8 protein-coding genes are annotated in these 20,287 nt (G+C 52.6%); 6 read left to right on the forward strand and 2 right to left on the reverse strand.

The features are described 5' to 3' along the window. Window positions 1-100 precede the first annotated feature (100 nt). Window positions 101-4,315, reverse strand: a complete 4,215-nt coding sequence (locus T499_RS0104185) for a hybrid sensor histidine kinase/response regulator transcription factor (RefSeq protein ID WP_033149839.1) — start codon at window positions 4,313-4,315, stop codon at window positions 101-103. Between the two features lie 146 nt (window positions 4,316-4,461). Between T499_RS0104185 and T499_RS0104190 the strand changes: the two genes are divergently transcribed. The 6 genes from T499_RS0104190 (at window position 4,462) to T499_RS0104215 (ending at window position 19,349) form a co-directional block, all read left to right on the forward strand. Next, window positions 4,462-6,420, forward strand: coding sequence for a rhamnogalacturonan lyase (locus T499_RS0104190; RefSeq protein WP_033149840.1), 1,959 nt, complete (start codon window positions 4,462-4,464; stop codon window positions 6,418-6,420). Between the two features lie 150 nt (window positions 6,421-6,570). Beyond that, on the forward strand, window positions 6,571-9,867 hold the full coding sequence (locus T499_RS0104195) for a SusC/RagA family TonB-linked outer membrane protein (protein ID WP_033149841.1): 3,297 nt from the start codon (window positions 6,571-6,573) through the stop codon (window positions 9,865-9,867). A 35-nt stretch (window positions 9,868-9,902) separates the two neighbouring features. Beyond that, on the forward strand, window positions 9,903-11,903 hold the full coding sequence (locus T499_RS0104200; protein ID WP_033149842.1) for a RagB/SusD family nutrient uptake outer membrane protein: 2,001 nt from the start codon (window positions 9,903-9,905) through the stop codon (window positions 11,901-11,903). Window positions 11,904-12,070: 167 nt separating this feature from the next. Next, on the forward strand, window positions 12,071-13,366 hold the full coding sequence (locus tag T499_RS0104205) for a sugar porter family MFS transporter (protein WP_033149843.1): 1,296 nt from the start codon (window positions 12,071-12,073) through the stop codon (window positions 13,364-13,366). Window positions 13,367-13,404: 38 nt separating this feature from the next. Then, window positions 13,405-16,701, forward strand: coding sequence for a DUF5107 domain-containing protein (locus tag T499_RS0104210; protein ID WP_033149844.1), 3,297 nt, complete (start codon window positions 13,405-13,407; stop codon window positions 16,699-16,701). Next, window positions 16,701-19,349 carry a glycoside hydrolase family 2 protein gene (locus T499_RS0104215; RefSeq protein ID WP_033149845.1) on the forward strand — a complete coding sequence of 883 codons (2,649 nt, stop codon included), beginning with the start codon at window positions 16,701-16,703 and terminating at the stop codon, window positions 19,347-19,349. Before T499_RS0104210 ends, T499_RS0104215 begins: the two co-directional genes overlap by 1 nt. Here T499_RS0104215 and T499_RS0104220 read toward each other — a convergent pair. After that, window positions 19,340-20,209: an AraC family transcriptional regulator gene (locus T499_RS0104220; RefSeq protein ID WP_033149846.1), complete on the reverse strand. Its 870-nt coding sequence runs from the start codon at window positions 20,207-20,209 to the stop codon at window positions 19,340-19,342. The two genes, T499_RS0104215 and T499_RS0104220, sit on opposite strands and share 10 nt — an antisense overlap. Window positions 20,210-20,287: the final 78 nt, after the last annotated feature.

Genomic DNA, 20,287 nt, shown 5'->3' on the forward strand with positions numbered 1-20,287 from the left:
AATTTGGTTCATACATATTAAATGTTAGCAGATTAATTAAGGTTAGTTGTTTTTTGAAAACCGCCCCATGAGTAGCGACTCATCGGGGCGGTTTCTTTTTTTATTTACTCTTTCCGAATTTGCTGGGGGGAACACCGTACTTTTCTTTGAAGCACTTGTAGAAGTAGGTGGGCGATTGGAAACCTACTTTGTAGCTTACTTCGGTAACGTTCAGATCGCCCTCGATAAGCAGTTCAGCGGCACGCTTCAATCGCTCGTTCTGCAGATAGCTGTTGGGCGACATGCCTGTAAACTCCTTCATCTTACCATAGAACTTGGTGCGACCCATTTTAAGTAGCGAGGCAAGGGTATCTACGTTAAAGTCGGCATCGCCTAAGCGCTGAGCCACGATGGTTTCCATCTTTTCACGGAAACGCTGGTCGGCCTCGTCGGTGATGATGGGGGCATTGACATTGACCATTGAAGATTGACCATTGACCATTGGCGATTGTGCATTCTGATGTAAGCGGCCGTACCACTGAATCAGCTGGGTAATGCGCAGTACCAGCAGTTCAAAGTTGCATGGCTTTACCATATAGTCGTCGGCGCCGGCCTTGTATCCACGCAGCAACTGGTCGTCGCCATCCAGCGCGGTAAGCATAATCATCGGTGTGTTGCGTGTAGCCTCATTGGCACGCAGCTGGCGTACAATCTCAAAGCCGTTTACATCGGGCAGCATCACATCGCACAGAATCAGACTTGGCTGCTGCTCGCCGATATTGCTCAGCGCCTTCTTTCCTTCGGTGTAACTGATGGTACGGAAATAGCGCCCCACACTCTCACGAATCTGGTCGAGCATGTCGGGATCGTCCTCGATGATAGCCACGGTATAGTTCTCGTTAAAGGCCACGGGTGCCAGCTCACGGATATGGTCGGGCGTAGGCTCGGGCTCGTACTGGGTGTTCACGGCGGTACTGCCGGCATAGTCGTCGGCACTGTAAACATCGGCGGTGGCGGGGATGGTAACGATGAAACGCGAGCCGCCCTCGGCAGCAATGCGCTCGTAGGCTAAACGTCCCTTGTGGAGCAGAGCCGACTGATAGGCGGTGTACAATCCGATGCCCATACCACCTTGCGATACGTAGCCGTGCATAAAGGGCTGGTAGAGCTGTGGTATCTGCAGCTCGCTGATGCCAGGACCGCTATCCTCTACAATCAGTTGCAGTTGTTGCTGATCGTCGGAAAGCTTGGCCTTCAGACTGATGCTGCCACCCTGTGGGGTGTATTTGATAGCGTTCGAGAGTAGGTTGTAGAGAATGGTCTCGATCAAGTGTGGGTCGAACGTCAGTCGGTGCTGATGGGCGAATGGGGTAAAGGTGAGCGACTGATCCTTGCGGGCTGCCACCTCGCGGAACTCGTCGCAGGTAGTACGTGCCAGTTTGATGATGTCGTCCTCAACCACAGCCAAACGCTGGTTACCTGTGTTGATACGTCGGAACTCCATCAGCTGGTTAACTAGTTTGGTAAGTCGCAGCGTGCCTCGGCGCACCGTCTGCACGGCCGAACGCGATACCTGTGTATCGTTACCCTTCTGGGTGAGCTTGTCGGCGGCACCGCTGATGATGGCCAATGGTGTGCGGAACTCGTGGGCGATATGGGTAAAGAAGTTCAAACGGAAGGTGGTAAGCTCCTTCTCCACACGTATCTGCTGGTCGAGTTCGAAGTTGCGTCGCCATGAGCGGTAGAAGTACCAGCACAATATGCCAATAATAAACAGGTAGATGAGCCAAGCCCACCAGGTGTTGTACCAAGGCTGACGGATAATCACCGTAAACACATACTCCTCGCTCCACTGGTTGTTCTTGTTCAGCGAACTCAGGTGGAACTGGTAGGTGCCAGGTGGCAGTCCGTTGTAGCGGGCGCTGTTATCGCTGGTAAGCTGTCGCCAGTCGTGTTCCAATCCCTCCATATAATAGCGGTATTGGGTTGAGGCGATGCCGGCATAGTCGAGGTTCGAGAATCCTAATTCGATAGAGTTCTGGTCGTGACTCAGTACCAATCGGCGGTCGCTGGTAGTAAGGTAGCGTGCCACACCATTAATGCTCACCATGGTGATGATGGGTCGACCAGCCTTCTCGGGTGTGTCGGCATTCAGTCGCTCTGGTTCCAGAATCATCATACCGTAGGCTGTACCAAACAGCAGTCGTCCATCGGGCAGCATAGCAGTACTGTTCTCGCTGTAGATGTTGCTTTCGAGCGTATGTCCGAACTGATACGAGTTTACCTTGCCATCCTTGCGGATACAGGTAATGCCGTTGTCGGTACCTGCCCACACGTTGCCTTGACGGTCGGAGGTTACGCTCAGGATATTGTTGGTAATCAAACCATCGTGGGTGGTGTAGCCCTGCTGGATACTGAACTTGCCATCCTGGTAGCGGCACTTCTGCAAGCCACCACCACGACCGCCTACCCAGATGTTGCCAGCCGAGTCGGGCATCAGACATGAGATCTCGTCGAAGGGGAAGTCGCCGTGCTGGATGTTATGACTGATGAAATCGTCGTCGGTTAGCGTTTTCTTCAGCATATCGATATGATACACGCCGTTGTTGGTGGCCAGCCAGTAGTGGTGACGGTTGTCGGCGCGTATGATACGTATCAGACTCTCGTTGTACGAACGCTTCATCAGGTGTGTGATGTTCAGCAGTCCGTCGGCCTCCAGGCGCACCACAAACAGTCCGTCGCCCCAGGTGGCAATCCACAATCGGCCTAATGGGTCTTCGGTAATATCGTATATCTGACTGGATGGGAATTCGATGGGTTTACCGTCGATGTACAATCCGCCACCGCGAGTGCCCATCCACTGGTGGCCATGACTGTCCTTGTAATAGGCGTAAACGGCAGCAGGCAGCGTGGTGGCTGTGGCGCTTTGCCATGAGGTGGGGTTCAGCTCGTACAGCATGTTGTCGCGCGTGCTCAGCAGTACGCGGTTGCCACCCGTGTAGGTTACCATACGCACAAAATTACTCCAATCGCCCTTACGGTTGGGTTGCGGGTAGAAATAGTCGGCGTTGGTCTTGTCGGGAGGCAGAATACAGGTGAGTCCTGTTGACTCCTCGCTCAGCCAGATGCAGCCGCTACGGTCGATGAGGATGTTGTTCAGATAGCTGTTGCCTACGATAGCCCATGGCGATGTGGCCGAATAGTGCTGCAGGCGGTCGTTTTGGATGTCGTACACAAACAGACCGTTACCATAGCTGGCAATGTAGTACTGGCCGTCGGCACCTTTCTTAATATTATAACGACGGAAACGTTCAACGGTTGATTTCACGCCCTGCATCAGGTTCAGCACGCGCATGTCGCCCTGGGCGGGGAACACGTACAGTATACCTGTGCTGTTGCTCACAAAGTAGTTGTCGTCGTTGGTCAATCCTTCCATCACGGCACCGCTACGCACGTGATACTGCTCGGTGGCAGCCGCCGTGCCCAGTTTGGGGTTAACCATAATCGTCTGGTTGTTGGTCATAATCATCCAGCAGCCATGCCACTGGAAACTGGCCGAAACCATTTTGATGTTGTTCACATCGGCAGCTATGGGTATGCGACGCAGTTCACGTCCGTTCTCATCAAAGGCGTAAACCAGCCCGGTGTTGGTAAGTGCCAGCATCTGCTTGCCTATCTGTATGCCACGGCGGAAGAAGATGCCCTTGGCAATGGTGCGTGCCTTGCCTTGTGCGTCGATGATGGTGATGCCCGATGAGGTCATGGCCCACAGACGGGCCTGTGTATCTTCGAAAGCGTCGTTCACGTGGTTGATGGGCAGTCCGCCATTTGCCTTGGTGTAGTCGGTACAGTTCACGGGACCGTCGGTATTGCCCTTTACGCGGCGCACACCGCTCTCATCGTCGAACATCCATACCACACCCTGCTTGCCACGTATAAATCTGCGATAGGTGCGGGCATGGTCGCCTTTGTTGGTAAAGTCGATAAAGCAGCCTGCATGCAGATCGTAACAGCAATACACGTAGGTACTGGTGCGCATCCACAGGTGGCGCTTATCGTCGTCGGGGAACACGTAGCCCACCACGCCATGGATAGGGTCGCTTTCGGGCCCCAGGTTGTAGATGTTGTAGAAGTGGTAGCCATCGTATCGGCACAAGCCGTTGGCGGCGGCCATCCAGATATAGCCGTCGGCATCCTGTGTCATGTCGAATATCTGATTGCTTGGCAGGCCATCGGCCGAACTGATATGGCGGCTGTTGGTTAGAATCTTGTTTTGTGCCGAGAGCATGCTGCTGATGCCGAGCAGGCACAGTATGAGGGTTTGTTTGAAGTTCATCGTTGTTAGTCGTTATTTGGCGCAAAATTAACGATTATTTCCGAGATACGTGCATGTAAAACGTACAAATCTATAGTTTTTCGGATAAAAAGTCGAGCGCATATTATAAATATGGTGTAAATTTGCAGCAAAAACATGATTTAACGATGAAAAGGAATACACTAACAACCGTACTCATGCTGTTGGGCGCCACCATGCTGCAGGCCCAGCCGCGTTATGACATGCAGCATATCAACCGCGAACAATTAGACCGTGGCGTGGTAGCCATCCGTAGTGGAAATCAGGTGATGGTAAGCTGGCGCACCCTTACCAGCGATGCCGTAGGTCAACCCTTTGATGTGTACCGCAACGGACAAAAGCTGAATTCTAAGCCCTTGCGACAGGGTGGTACTTTTTTTGTTGACGAGGCACCGTTGACTGCCGATGCTACCTACGAGGTGCGTGGTGGCGGCAAGAACGGCTGCTATCAGTTGCGTGCCGATGCCCCTGATGGCTATCTGCCCATCAAACTGCAGAAGCCTGCCGATGGCGTAACACTCGACGGACGTACGTTCGGCTATACGGCCAACGATGCCAGTGTGGGCGATGTGGATGCCGACGGACAATACGAGATACTGCTGAAGTGGGACCCAACCAATGCCCACGATAATGCCCACGATGGCTATACCGGCTCCACGCTGTTGGACTGCTACCGACTGGATGGTACGCTGCTGTGGCGTATCGATTTGGGTATCAACATCCGTAGCGGCGCCCACTATACACCTTTTATATTTTATGATTTGGATGGCGACGGACGTGCCGAGCTGATGGTGCGTACCAGTGATGGTACCCGCGATGGAGTGGGGCGTGTGATTGGCGATGCCAATGCCGACTACCGCCACCGTGCGCCTGCCGATGCCGAGAATCCCAAGCCCGAAGGCGAGTGGGTTAAGTATAATAAGCAGGGGCGCCCTAAAACAGGGCGTATATTAACCGGCAACGAATATATCACCGTGTTTGATGGTTTAACGGGTAAGGCTTTGGCTACCAAACCCTACGTGCCTGCACGTGGTAACCTGAGCGACTGGGGTGATAACTATGCCAACCGTTCCGACCGTATGCTGGCTGCCGTGGGCTATCTGGATGGCAAGCATGCCTCGGCCATCTTCTGTCGCGGTTATTACACCCGTACCGTGCTGGCTGCCTGGGATTGGGACGGCCACGAACTGAAGCAGCACTGGGTGTTCGACACCAATAACGAGGGTGTTGGCAAGGATGGTAAACCCCTGCACAGCTATGCCGGACAGGGTAACCACAACCTGCGTGTGGCTGTTGTGGATGGCGACGGTTGCGACGAGATTACCTACGGCTCGATGGCGGTAGATCACGATGGCCGTGGATTGTATAATACCGGCATGGGCCATGGCGATGCGCTGCACCTGATGGCTTTCGACCCGAAGAGCACCGAACTGCAGGTGTGGGACTGCCACGAGAACCGCAGCGATGGCAGCGATTTCCGTAATGCCCGTACAGGCGAGGTGATTTTTAAGATACCATCAGCCAATGATGTGGGTCGCTGCATGGCGGCTGATATCGACCCCACCAATCCTGGCTTGGAGATGTGGAGTACCGATAGTCATGGCATCCGTAACATGAAGGGCGAGGTGCTTTACACCGCCGAAGATCCTGACGACCCGCAGCACAAGCAGCACCTGAAGCTGGGTGGCCGCCACCTGTCGGTAAACTTCGGCATCTGGTGGGATGGCGACCTGCTGCGCGAACTGCTCGACCACGAAACCGTGAGCAAGTACGATTGGCAGAACCATACTATTGCAGACGTAACCAAGTTCGAAGGCGTGGTGTTCAACAACTGGACCAAGTCGAATCCATGTTTGGCAGCCGATATCTTAGGCGATTGGCGCGAGGAGGTCATAGCCCGCACTCCCGACAGCAGCGAGCTGCGCATCTTTGTGTCGCCCATCCCCACAGCCTATCGTATCAACTGCCTGATGGAGGATATCCCGTACCGCCTTTCAACCGCAGCCCAGAACGTGGGCTACAACCAGCCATCGGAGCCCGGATTCTATCTCGGACCCGATGAGACCGTCCAGCCATTCCTGAAATAAAGCTATTTTACATATTATAACAATTTGAGTAATTTTTCTGGTGTAATTTTGCATTATATCAGAAAAATTACTTAATTTTGTGCCCAGAAAAGATTTTGGACGGATTGTTTTACTAACAATAATAATTAACTAACTCATCAAAAATTAAAAATGTACAAGATGAATCAATTGTCAACAAGGCGCGTGTGTATAACATCGGCCTTGGCTGCGTTGCTCCTTGCTAATGCGCCAGTAAACTATGCTATGGCGTATGGTGGAGTGACTGGTATTCAGCAAACTGCAAGTGTTAATGGTGTTGTGGTTGACCAGACTGGCGAAGCCATTATTGGTGCCACCATCAAAGTTAAGGGCAGCCAGAAAGGCGCCATTAGCGATTTTGAGGGTAACTTTACCATCGATGCCCAGCGTGGTGATGAACTCGAGATTAGCTACATCGGCTACAAGACTCAGGTCATCAAGGTCGCTGGTCAGCATGTAAAGGTAACCCTTTTGGAGGATTCAAAGGCTCTCCAGGAGGTGGTAGTAGTAGGTTTCGGTACTCAGAAGAAGGTGAATCTGACGGGTGCCGTTTCTGTTGTAGATGGCGACGAGCTGGCTCAGCGCCCTGTTGCTAATGCCGCTCAGGCTTTGCAGGGTGTTGTTCCCGGACTGCAGATTGCATCAACCAGCGGTTCGCTCGACGCTTCGCCCAGCATCAATGTTCGTGGTACTGCCACTATCGGTGAGGGTTCAAGCGGTTCGCCTCTGATCCTGATCGACGGTATGGAGGGCGACCTGAACACTATCAACCCACAGGATATCCAGAGCATTTCTGTTCTGAAGGATGCTGCAGCATCATCAATCTATGGTAGCCGTGCACCTTTCGGTGTTATCCTGATTACCACTAAGAACGGTAGCAAGGACAGCAAGGTGAAGGTGAACTATAACAACAGTTTCCGTTTCAGCAACCTGATTCGTGGTAAGCACATGATGAACTCGGTTGACTACGCTTCGTGGTTGAACGATGCCAAGACCAATCAGGGTCAGTCGGTATTCTTCGATGCCGAGCGCATGGCAGCCATCAAGGAGTATCACGAGGCCACACCAGTAGGTCCTGGCACACGTCGTACTGCCGATGGTAAGCTGGTTTACGCTATCGGTTCGCAGAACGGTGTAACCTGGGACGATGGTTATGGCTACGGTATCGACGATGTCGACTGGTACGATGTGGTTTATAAGAATTCTGCTTTCTCGCAGGAACACAATGCCAGCGTAAACGGTGGTACCGATAAGCTTAATTTCTATGCATCAATCGGTTATTTGGATCAGGGCGGTTTCATGAACATGGGTAGCGATGGTTACAAGCGCTACAACGGTACCGCCAAGATGAACATCGAGCTGGCCAAGTGGATTCGCATGAACTACAACATGCGTTTTGCCCGCACCAACTATCATCGTCCTGCTGCCCTCACCAGCAGCCTGTATAACGATATGGCCCGTCAGGGTTGGCCTATGCTGCCTCTCTACGATCGCAACGGCTATCTGTACTCATCACCATCACCAGCTCTGGGTTTGGCAACAGGTGGTGTGGATCGTAAGGAGCGCGACGTGCTCAACCACCAACTTGGTTTCGTGATCGAGCCTATCAAGAACTGGATCACCCATATCGATTTCAACTACAAAATAGATAACGCTATCCGCCACTGGGATAGCCAGCGCACCTACAACCACAACGTGGCTGGCGAGGCTATCATCTACAACCAGAACTCGAATGTTCACGAGGATGAGTATAAGGATAACTACCTGAACTTCCAGGCCTACACCGAATACACTTGGTCGCTGGCCGAGAAGCACAACTTCCACGTGATGGGCGGTTTCCAGACCGAGCAGCTCAAGCGCACTCAGTTCGGCCTGCAGCGCAACGGTATCCTGGATCCTACCAAGTCGGAGGTTGACCTGACCAACGGTCTGAGCTACTCGGGCGAGGCTATCGTTCCTGATGTGAACGGTTCGCGCAACCAGTGGCAGACAGCCGGTTTCTTCGGTCGTGTGAACTACAACTACGACGAGAAGTACCTGTTCGAGGCTAACCTGCGTTACGATGGTACCTCACGTTTCCGTAGCGACAAGATGTGGAAGTTGTTCCCATCAGTATCACTGGGTTGGAACATCGCCCGCGAGCAGTTCTGGGAGAATCTGGCCGGTACTGTCAACACCCTGAAGCTGCGTGCTTCGTACGGTTCGCTGGGTAACCAGAACATCAATAACTGGTATCAGACCTACCAGACTATCGCCTACAACTCGGTGGCTGGTTCATGGTTGCAGAATGGCGCTAAGCCTAACACCACCAGCGCTCCTGGACTGGTTTCGGCCCTGCTGACATGGGAGAAGGTGGAGAGCTACGACCTGGGTCTCGACTTCGGTGCTTTCAACAACCGACTGACTGGTACTTTCGATTACTATATCCGTAACACTAAGGATATGGTTGGTAACGCTCCTGAGCTGCCCGCCATCCTGGGTACAAGCGTGCCTGTAACTAACAATACCGACTTGCGTACTGCTGGTTGGGAGTTGCAGATTAGCTGGCGCGACGTTCTTAAGAACGGTCTTTCTTACGGTGTAACATTCAACATCTCTGATGCCCGCACCAAGATTACCCGTTATCCTAACAACCCCACCGGTTCGATCAACAACTACATCGAGGGTCGTTACATGAACGAGATCTGGGGCTTCGAGACCATCGGTATTGCTAAGAGCGACGAGGAGATGAACGCTCACCTGGCTACAGCCGATCAGAGCTCGCTGGGTAGCAACTGGGCTGCCGGTGATATCATGTACCGCGACCTGAACGGTGATGGTAAGATTTCACGTGGTGCTCAGACACTCGACGACCACGGCGACCTGAAGGTGATTGGTAACTCAACACCTCGTTACCTGGTAGGTTTGAACCTGAATGCAGCTTACAAGGGCTTTGATATCAGTGCCTTCTTCCAGGGCGTGATGAAGCGCGACTGGTGGATTGGCGGCTCATGGGGTGGCGGTCTGGAGTATCTGTTCGGTACCACCAACTCATGGGAGTGGTGGAGCGTAGGTATCACCGACGTTCAGGACTACTATCGCGATGCCAACACCTGGTCGGTACAGAACGGTTACCAGCAGGCTAATCAGGATGCCTGGTTGCCCCGCGTACAGTTCAGCGATAAGAACGAGCAGGCCCAGACACGTTACCTGATGAATGGTGCTTATGTTCGCCTGAAGAACCTGCAGCTGGGTTACACCCTGCCACGCCAGATTACACAGCCTTGGGGCATCAGTAACCTGCGTGTATTTGTTTCGGCCGAGAACCTGTTTACTATCACAAAGATGCCTCACCAGTTCGATCCTGAGCTGATGTCGAACTCGGTTGATCAGAACAACGGCTATCCTTTGCAGAAGACATTTGCATTCGGTCTTAACGTATCATTCTAATGGTAAACATTCACGTAAAAAAAGATTAGGAAATTATGAAACTCTATAAATCATCATTCATAGCATTGGCTCTCGCAGCTGGCGTTACTTCATGTACCGACTATCTGGAGCAGGAGCCACCATCATCGCTGACACCAGAGAATTTCTACACCAGCGAGGATCAGGTGCAGGCTGTAGCAAACCGTTTCTATCAGGACATCATGCCTGGTCATGGCGGTTGGGACTACGGAACCTACACTAACGATAACAATACCGACGTGCAGGCAGCCCGCACACCAAGCGCCAAGTTCTCGGCCAATCTGTGGCACACCGCCCAGAGCGAGGGCGATTGGTCGTGGGGTAACATCCGCAACGTGAACTATCAGCTGGCCGAGCTCAAGGCTAAGCTGGCCAAGAACGCCATCAGCGGCAACGAGACCAACATCCGTCAGTATGTGGGCGAGATTTATTTCTTCCGTGCCTATGCTTACTTCGACATGCTGAAGAAGTATGGCGACCTGCCTATCCTGACCGAGGCTCTGCCCGATAACGAGGCAGTGCTCGTAGCAGCTAGCCATCGTCAGCCTTGTAACGAGGTGGCTCGTTTCATCGTGAACAACCTGGATACAGCCATCACTTACATGAAGCCCGACTTTGAGAAGCGCCACACCCGCATCTCGGCCGATGCTGCCAAGCTGTTCAAGAGCCGCGTGGCCCTCTACATGGGTTCATGGCTTACCAACTTTGCAGGCACTCCATTCGTGCCCAATGGTACAGGATGGCCCGGTGCTGCCAAGAATCCTGGCTACCAGTTCCCCACTGGTTCGATCGAGAACGAGGCTAAGTATTTCTTCGAGACTGCTGCTGCAGCAGCCGAGGAGGTGGCCGAGAAGTATAAGAACAGCCTGACTATCAACAACGGCGTGGTTCCTCAGGCCGAGGGCGAGAGCAATCCTTACCTCGAGTTGTGGGGCACTACCAACTGCGCTGGCAAGAGCGAGATTCTACTGTGGCGCGAGTACAGCAAGTCGCTGGGCCTGAACAACGATATCGAGGTGGCTGTTGAGAAAGGAAACATCGGTACAGGCGTGACCCGTTCGCTGGTGGAGCGCTATGTGATGGCTGATGGTAAGCCTATCTACGCTTCGGCCTATACCTACGACGATTCAGAGATTGCCAAGGTGGTTGAGAACCGCGACCCACGCCTGCAGGTGATGCTGAAGGTGCCCGGACAGGTGAACTGCTTTAAGAACGTGACCGACGATGCCGGTACACACTGGACTCAGACAGAGCCTACACCAAACATCACCAACGCTAATGCCGAGGATGGTTACATCACTGGTTACGCTATCCGCAAGGGTATGACTTTCGACCGTTCGCTCACTGCCAATGGCGGTAGCTACAACGCTTGCGTTATCTTCCGTGCCACCGAGGCACTGCTCAACTACATCGAGGCTGAGTATATGCTCACCAAGAACATCAATTCGGGCAAGATTCTGGAGTACTGGAAGAAGGTGCGCGAGGCTGCCGGATTCACCGGTGCTGCCGTTGATCCTCAGGTAACCATCGCTGCTACCGACATGACCAAGGAAACACTCGACTGGGGTGCTTACACCGCAGGCGAGCTGCTCACCGATGCTACACTCTACAACATCCGTCGTGAGCGTAGCTGTGAGTTCCTGGCCGAGGGCTTGCGCGATATGGATCTGAAGCGTTGGCGCTCATACGAGCAGTTGATAAAGAAGCCTGTATATGCTGAGGGTATCCACCTGTGGAATACACCTATGGAGAAGTGGTACAACGACCTGGTTGCCGATGGTTCAAGCAGCTCTAACGTATCACAGAAGAGCATCAGCGAGTACCACTGCCCACACGTGGTTAACATGACCAACAATAGCTATGCTAAGGGATTGACATGGCGTATGGCCTACTATCTGCAGCCACTGCCTCTGCGTCAGTTCCTGCTCACAGCAGCCGACCACGCCAGCATCGATCAGAGTCCGATGTACCAGAACCCATACTGGCCCACCGAGACCGATGCCCCTGCACAGCAGTAATCTGATATCAGATATCCATTCAAGGGTCTCTCGCCATTTGGCGGGGGACCTTTTTTGTTTTTTTCTTATTCCGTAAAATAATCCATGCTTTATCGTTGTTTTTTCTATGTGTGTTGTACGGGAAATACATTACCTTTGCACCGTGAAAATTAAAAACGTTTAAAGATATGCAAAGCTATAACAAAGGTTTTCTGTATTTCATCTGCGCCGTGTCGGCCATGGGCGGACTGCTTTTTGGTTACGACTGGGTGGTGATAGGCGGTGCCAAACCCTTTTATGAGTTGTTTTTTGACATTAGCCATTCGCCTTTGATGCAAGGTGTAGCTATGACTACTGCCTTGATTGGTTGTCTGGTAGGCGCTATGGTGGCAGGTGCCGCTGCCGATAAGTACGGTCGCAAACCGCTGTTGATGACATCGGCAGTACTGTTTACGGTGTCGGCCATCGCCACGGGCTTGTTCAATGATTTCACCTTATTTAATATCGCCCGTTTTGTGGGTGGTATAGGCATCGGTGTGGCTTCGGCCTTGGCACCTATGTATATAGCCGAGGTGAGTCCGGCTGAGATTCGCGGTCGCATGGTGAGTCTGAACCAGATGACCATTGTGCTTGGTATACTTGGTGCGCAAATCGTAAACATGCTGTTGGCGCGCGATACGGCTGTAGCCGAGAGTCAGGCGTGGAATGTAGAGTGGGGCTGGCGCTGGATGTTCTGGGCCGAAACCGTTCCTGCAGCGCTGTTCCTACTGATGAGTTTCTTCATACCCGAGAGCCCAGTGTATTTGGCATTAAAGCAGGGCAAAACTGATGGCTCGCTGAAGCGCGAGGCTGGTTTGGGCGAACTGTTCCAGCAGAAATATGGCAAGGTTTTGCTGTTGGGTTTGGTTATAGCCGTATTCCAGCAGTGGTGCGGCACCAACGTGATTTTCAACTACGCTCAGGAGATTTTTGTGGGTGCAGGCTTCGATGTGGATGGTATGTTTATCAATATCGTCATCACAGGTATCGCCAACGTGGTGTTTACCTTTGTGGCACTCTATACCATCGAGAAGTGGGGCCGCCGTACGCTCATTCTGATTGGCGCTGGCGGACTGGGACTGATTTACCTTACGCTTGGCACCTGTTACTTTATGGGTATGACGGGCATGCTGATGGTAGCCCTGGTAGTGGCTGCTATCTCTGTGTATGCTATGACGTTAGGCCCTGTTACGTGGACACTGTTGGCCGAGATATTCCCACACCGCGTGCGTGGCATCGCCATGGCTACGTGTACCTTTGCCCTTTGGGTGGGCTGTTGCACGCTTACCTTCTCGTTCCCATCCATGAATGCGGCTTTAGGCAGTAGCGGTACGTTCTGGATTTATAGCGGCATCTGCGTGTGTGCCTTTATCTATCTGCTGCGCAACTGCCCCGAAACCAAAGGCAAGAGTCTGGAGGATTTGGAAAAAGAATTGGTAAAATAACCAAATAAATTGTAAATAGTAAAATTGTAAATATAGAGATGGTAAAAGCTTGGAGAGAAATCGTGACTATTCCTACCTACGAAGTAGGAAAGCCCGAGAAGAACCCGATGTTCCTGGAAAAACGTGTTTATCAGGGTTCTAGTGGCGTGGTATATCCTTATCCCGTTATCGAGTCGATGAGCGACGAGAAGGTGGATAAAGAGTATAAGGCCGTTTATATCGAGAACGAGTATATCAAGGTGATGATACTGCCCGAACTGGGCGGACGTGTGCAGATGGCTTACGATAAGATTAAGCAGCGCCACTTTGTGTATTATAATCATGTTATTAAGCCCGCATTGGTAGGCTTAGCTGGTCCTTGGATTAGCGGTGGTATCGAGTTTAACTGGCCCCAGCACCATCGTCCATCCACCTACATGCCCGTTGATAGCACCATTGTTGAGAACGAGGATGGCTCTATCACCGTATGGGTAAACGAGATGGAGCGCATGTTCCACCAAAAGGGTATGGCAGGCTTTACCCTGCGCCCTGGTTGTGCTTATCTCGAAATTCAGGGTCGCGTCAGCAATCGCACCAATCTGCCGCAGACATTCCTGTGGTGGGCCAACCCAGCCGTTGAGGTTAACGATGCCTACCAGAGTGTGTTCCCACCCGATATCAATGCCGTGTTCGATCATGGAAAGCGTGCCGTAAGCAGCTTCCCCATCGCCACAGGCACCTATTATAAGATGGACTATTCGGCTGGTGTCGATATCTCTAACTATAAAAATATCTTCGTACCCACCAGCTATATGGGTGTAAACTCGCGCTTTGACTTCGAGGGTGGTTACGAGAACGATACCAAGGGTGGCATGCTGCATGTGGCCAGTCACCACTACTCGCCAGGCAAGAAGCAATGGACTTGGGGTAACGGCGACTTTGGTCGCGCTTGGGACCGCAACCTCACCGACGAGGCTACACCCGAGGAGATGGCTCAGTGGCATATCGATCGCGAGGGCTTCCGTCCCTATATCGAGCTGATGGCAGGCGTATATACCGAGAACCAGCCCGACTTTACCTGGCTGATGCCTTACGAGGAGAAACAGTTTGTGCAGTACTTCATGCCTTATCGCGAGGTGGGCATCGTCAAGCAGGCCTCAAAGGATTTCGTGATGAATATCGAGCAGGCTGATGCCACCCATACAACCTTTAAGATTCTGGCTACTTCGAAGAAAGAGGTACGCATTGTACTCGAGGATAAATTCAGCCATGAGTATTATAATCAGGTAGTAACCCTCTCTCCCGAGGAGGTGCTCATAGAGACGGTGGATACCCAGGATGCGCAGTTAAGCGATATGTTTTTGACCGTCGATCGTCCAGAGAATCCCCGCATGCTTCCATTGTTAGAGTGGCATGCCGAGGATGATAAAATCCGTCCTATCCCCGATGCCGCCGAGGCTGCGCTCTCGCCACAGGATACCAAGACTGTCGATCAGCTTTACCTTACAGGTTTGCACCTCGAGCAGTATCGACATGCCACATGGAGCGCACTCGATTATTACGAGGAGGCTCTGCGCCGCGATCCTATGGATTACCGCTGTAACATGCAGATGGGCTTATGGTACCTGCGCCGCGCTCGTTTCGATAAGGCTATAACCTATCTCGAAACAGCCGTAAAGGTTCAGAAAAAGCGCAATCCCAACCCCTATGATGGCGAGGCTCTGTTTTATCTGGGTGTTGTTAATAAGCTGCTGGGGCAATATGGTGTGGCCTACAATTGCTTCTGGAAATCTACCTGGAACAAGGGTTGGGCTGATGCCGGCTATTTCGAGGCCGCCTGCATCAGCATCGCTGCTGAAAAATGGGAGGATGCGCTCGACGAACTCGAACGCGCCCTCATTAGCAACAGTCATAACCACAAGGCACGTGCCATGAAGGCTGCCGTGCTGCGCAAATTAGGTCGAAAAGATGAGGCTTTGGCTTGGATTACGGAGTCGTACACCATTGATCCATTCAGCTATGTGTGCATGGTCGAGGAGCACCTGCTTACAGGCGATGATGCACCGCTCAATCGCATGGTAGAACTCATGCACGGCAACATCTATAACTACCACGAAACAGCCCTCGATTATATGCAGGCCGGTTTGAACAACGAGGCTGCGCTGGTGCTGCAAGCCGCCATCAAGCGTGGGGTAGAGGAGTCGCCACTCACCTATTATTATCTGGCAAATGTTATGAGTTTGGCCGATGTTAAGGAGTATGTCAACAAGGCTATAACGGCGTCTCCCGATTATTGCTTCCCTAATCGATTGGAAGATGCACGTATGCTCGAGGCCTTTAAGCTAATTAACGATCCCAAGGCACCTTACTATCTGGGCTGCCTGTATTACGACAAGCGCCAGTACGATTTGGCTATCGAGAATTGGGAACTCTCGGCCAAGCTCGACCCTAACTTTCCAACCGTATGGCGCAACCTGGCTCTCGCACGCTTCAACAAGCAGGGCAATCATGAGCAGGCACTCGAATATATGGAGCGCGCCTTCCATCTGGATGAGAACGATGAGCGCATCTTCATGGAGCTCGACCAGCTTTACAAGCGCCTGCACCGTCCGCATGCCGAGCGCCTGGCCTTCTACGAGCAGCATGCCGAGCTGATAGAGCGCCGCGACGACCTCGTGCTCGAACATGCCACTCTGCTCAATATGCTGGGCCGCTACGAAGAGGCTAAGGCGTTGATTGATAACCGCATCTTCCATCCATGGGAGGGTGGCGAAGGCAAGGTGAGCGGTCAGTATCAGATGTGCCGTCTGGAGATTGCCAAACAGCTGCTGCAGAAGGATGCCAACGATGCGCGCGCCAAGCAGCTGCTGGAGGAGTGCCTGGTGTTCCCACACCACTTGGGCGAGGGCAAGCTCTATGGCTCGCAGGATAACGATTTTCTCTACTTCCTGGGCCGCTACCAGGAAGGTACCGCAGGCCCAACCGAGCCCGCAGCCGCCATGTACTACAACGATGCCAAGCCCGATAAAATCTTCTATGCCGCCCTGTGCTACCGCAAACTCGGTCAGGAAGATAAGGCCCGCTCGCTGTTCCATAAGCTCATTAACTACGGCAAGCAGCACATCTTCGACCATGTGGTGATGGACTACTTTGCCGTATCGCTGCCCGACCTGCTGGTTTGGGAGGGCGACCTCGACGAGCTTAACCGCATCCACTGCCTGTACATGCTCGCCCTGGGCTATTACGGCATGGGCGACAAAGCAAAAGCCGAGCTCTACCTGCGTCAGGTAGAGGAAATGGACAACAATCACCTAGGCGCCCGCCAGTTCCGTACAACAATATCTCAGAATTTATGATGAAAAAAGGTATAGCATGTTTTCTGTCGTGTTTGATGATGCTGACGGCGTCGGCACAGCAAACCATGAGTTTAAGTGGCAAGTGGCAGGTTAGGCTTGGCACCGGTAAGATGCAGCCTATCGCCCTGCCTGGCACACTTGACGGGGCTGGCATTGGCACGCCTAACACGCTGCAGCCTGCGCTACAAAAGCCGCAGCTGTCGCGACTGACACGTAACCACCAGTACATTGGTACGGCTACTTACGAGCGCGAAATCATCATCCCCCAGGAGATGGCTGGCAAACCCTTGCAGCTGCTGCTGGAGCGCGTGATGTGGCGCAGTAGGGTGATGATAGATGGCGTGGACTTGGGCCAGATGCAGGAGAGCCTAACCACACCGCACCTATTTAATATAATGGACGGGCTGACCCCTGGCAAGCACACGCTAACCATAACCATCGACAACAACAAACTACACGATATAACAGTGGATAACCTGGCGCATGCCTACACCAACGACACGCAGATAATGTGGAACGGCGTGCTGGGCCGTATGGAGCTGAGCGTGGCGCCTGAGATAGGCGATGTGCAGGTGTATCCTGAGGTTGACAAGCAGCAGGCACGCATAAAAGTATCGCTGCTGGCTGCGAAGAAAGAACCGCAGTTTATGCTTGACGGACAGGCGGTGAAACCTACCAAGGTGGCTGCTGACGAGTATGTACTGCCGATGGTCGAGGCACAGTTGTGGAGCGAGTTTAATCCGCAGCTCTACACCCTGAGTGTGATGGCGGGCGGACAAACCAAAACCGTTAGCTTTGGTATGCGCAGCTTTAAAGCAGAGGGGAACCGACTGCTGATTAATGGGTATCCCACTTTCCTAAGAGGAACATTAGAGTGCTGCATCTTCCCACTAACAGGCACACCACCAACCGACGAGCGCGGCTGGATGAAGGTGTTTACCACCGCCCGCGAGTACGGCCTGAACCACCTGCGTTTCCACTCATGGTGTCCACCCGAGGCAGCCTTCCGCGTGGCGGATAAGATGGGATTCTACTGTCAGGTGGAGCTGCCCAACTGGTCGCTCACGGTGAACAAGGATACAGCAACCGCCAAGTTCCTGTATCAGGAGTTCGACAACATCGTCCGCAACTACGGCAACCATCCATCGCTGTGCATCATCAGCTGTGGTAACGAGCTGCAGCCTGACTTCGACTTCCTGAACCAACTGACGCATTACATGAAGCAGCAGGACCCACGACACCTTTACGTAACATCGACCTTTACCTTTGAGAAAGGACACGGCGTAAAGCAGGAGCCCGAGGATGATATTTTTATTACCCAGTGGACGGACAACGGATGGGTGCGCGGGCAGGGCGTGTTTGATGAGCGTGTGCCCGACTTCAAGAGCGACTATCATGAGGCCGCCAAAAACATTACGGTGCCATTGGTAAGTCACGAGATAGGGCAGTACAGCGTGTATCCAAACATCAAGGAGATAGATAAGTACACGGGTGTGCTGAACCCGCTGAACTTTAAGGCGATACGCAACGACCTGCAGCAGAAGGGCTTGCTGAACCGTGCCGACGACTATCTGAAGGCATCGGGAAAGCTGGCTGCCATCCTTTATAAGGAGGAGATTGAACGTGCCTTAAAGACCCCACAGCAGAGTGGTTTCCAACTGCTGGACCTGCATGATTTTCCTGGGCAGGGAACGGCTTTGGTAGGACTGCTGGATGCTTTCTGGGATAGCAAGGGTTTGGTAGAACCACAGCGATTCCGCGAGGCTTGTGCGCCCGTAGTGCCTCTGGCCCAGTTTGATAAGGCTGTGTGGAAGGCCGACGAGACGTTTACGGCCAAGGTAGATATTGCCAACTACAGCTTTGAGAGTATGGCCGATAAAACCATCAGCTGGCAGCTGAACGACGAGGCTGGCGATACCTATGCCGAGGGGACTGGCAGCGAGATTGCCATAGCCTTAGACAAGATAGAAAAGGCTGAGCGCATGGAGTTGGAGGTATCTATCAAAGATACGCCTTGGAAAAATCGCTGGAACATCTGGGTATATCCCGATATAAGTGAAAAACTAAAAGTGAATAGTGAAAAGTTGGTGGTTACAGCTGATGTTAACGTGGCTTTAAAGGCTTTGAAGAAGGGCAAGAAGGTGCTGCTATCGCCAAAGACTGCTGCCATCAGGGGATTGGAAGGTAAGTTCCTGCCTGTATTCTGGAGCCCGGTTCACTTCCCCAAACAGGCTGGCACCATGGGCTTGCTGTGCAACCCGCAGCACCCGGCATTGGCTAACTTCCCCACCGAGATGCACAGCAACTGGCAATGGTGGAATCTGGTGAAGCGCAGCCGCGTGATGGTGCTCGACAGTATCGCACCCGTTCAGCCTATCGTTGAGAGTATAGATAACTTTGTGAACAACCGCCGTTTGGCTCAGGTATTCGAGACTAAGGTGGGCAAGGGCAGCTTGATATTCTCGAGCATCGACCTGCTGACCGATACCCACCTGCCAGAGCTGCGACAGATGCAGTACAGCTTGGTGCAGTACATGCTGAGCGATGCCTTTAAGCCTGCCATGCAGCTCTCAGAGGCTGATGTGCGTAGCTTGATACTGGAGAAGGCTATCGATAGCAAGACGGATGCCAACTCGATCTACAACTGATTGCGGTAATCGGTAGGACTCATGCCCATGAGTTTGGAGAACAATCGCGAAAAATAGAGCGGATCTTCGATGCCTACTTTATAGCAAATCATATTTATTTTCATGTCTGTAGTGCGTAACAGCCTACAGGCATGTTCTATTTTCAGACGGTTGAAATAGGTGATAGGACTAACACCCGTTTTCTTCTTAAAGAGGGTGTTGAAGTGGCTTTGTGAGTAGCCCACGTAGCGCAGCACGTCGTCCATCATCATGCGGTTCTCGATATTCTCGCGCATGTAGTGTATGGCCTGATCAACAATGTCGGTAGGTGCCTCGGCCTTGGCGCGGCGGAACTGACCTAAATAGCGCATAGATGCCAGGAAGTGGTGCAGCAGACTGCTGGCGTAGCGCATATCCTCGAGCTCCTTGCCGGCACAGAGTGTGGCCAATATCTCCTCGAAGATATTCAAGCGTTCGCCAATGCGCGAGTTGATGGCTACGTTGATGCTCCGGGGCGTAGCGGCACCTTGAGCATACACATGGGCTGCCGTACCTGCAAAGTGTACCCAGTAGATGGTCCAGCTTTGTTGGGTGCCGTAAGCATGCGGTTTATGGGCAGGCAGTATAAAGTACTGGTTCTTGGTTACCTGATGCCGCTTGCCGTCCACCTCGTACCAACCATCGCCCTCCACGCAGTATATCAGCACATACTGGGGGATGGCTTTCTCGCGTGTGCGATGATGATGTTCGGCCTTGGGATAGTAGCCGATATCGGTGATATACAAACTCTGGCAGAGCTCATCGTGCTCTTCCATCTCGATCAACATCGGTGGCAGCACCACCATCTGTTCGCCCTGGAAACCGTCTTTCTTCTTAATCATCGCCGCAAAAATACGTAAAAGCCACGAATAATCCAAATAATATCGCAAAAAAGTCCATAATTTATCGTTGCTTAATCC

This window comes from Prevotella sp. RM4 (assembly GCF_000701965.1).
GTDB lineage: Bacteria > Bacteroidota > Bacteroidia > Bacteroidales > Bacteroidaceae > Prevotella > Prevotella ruminicola.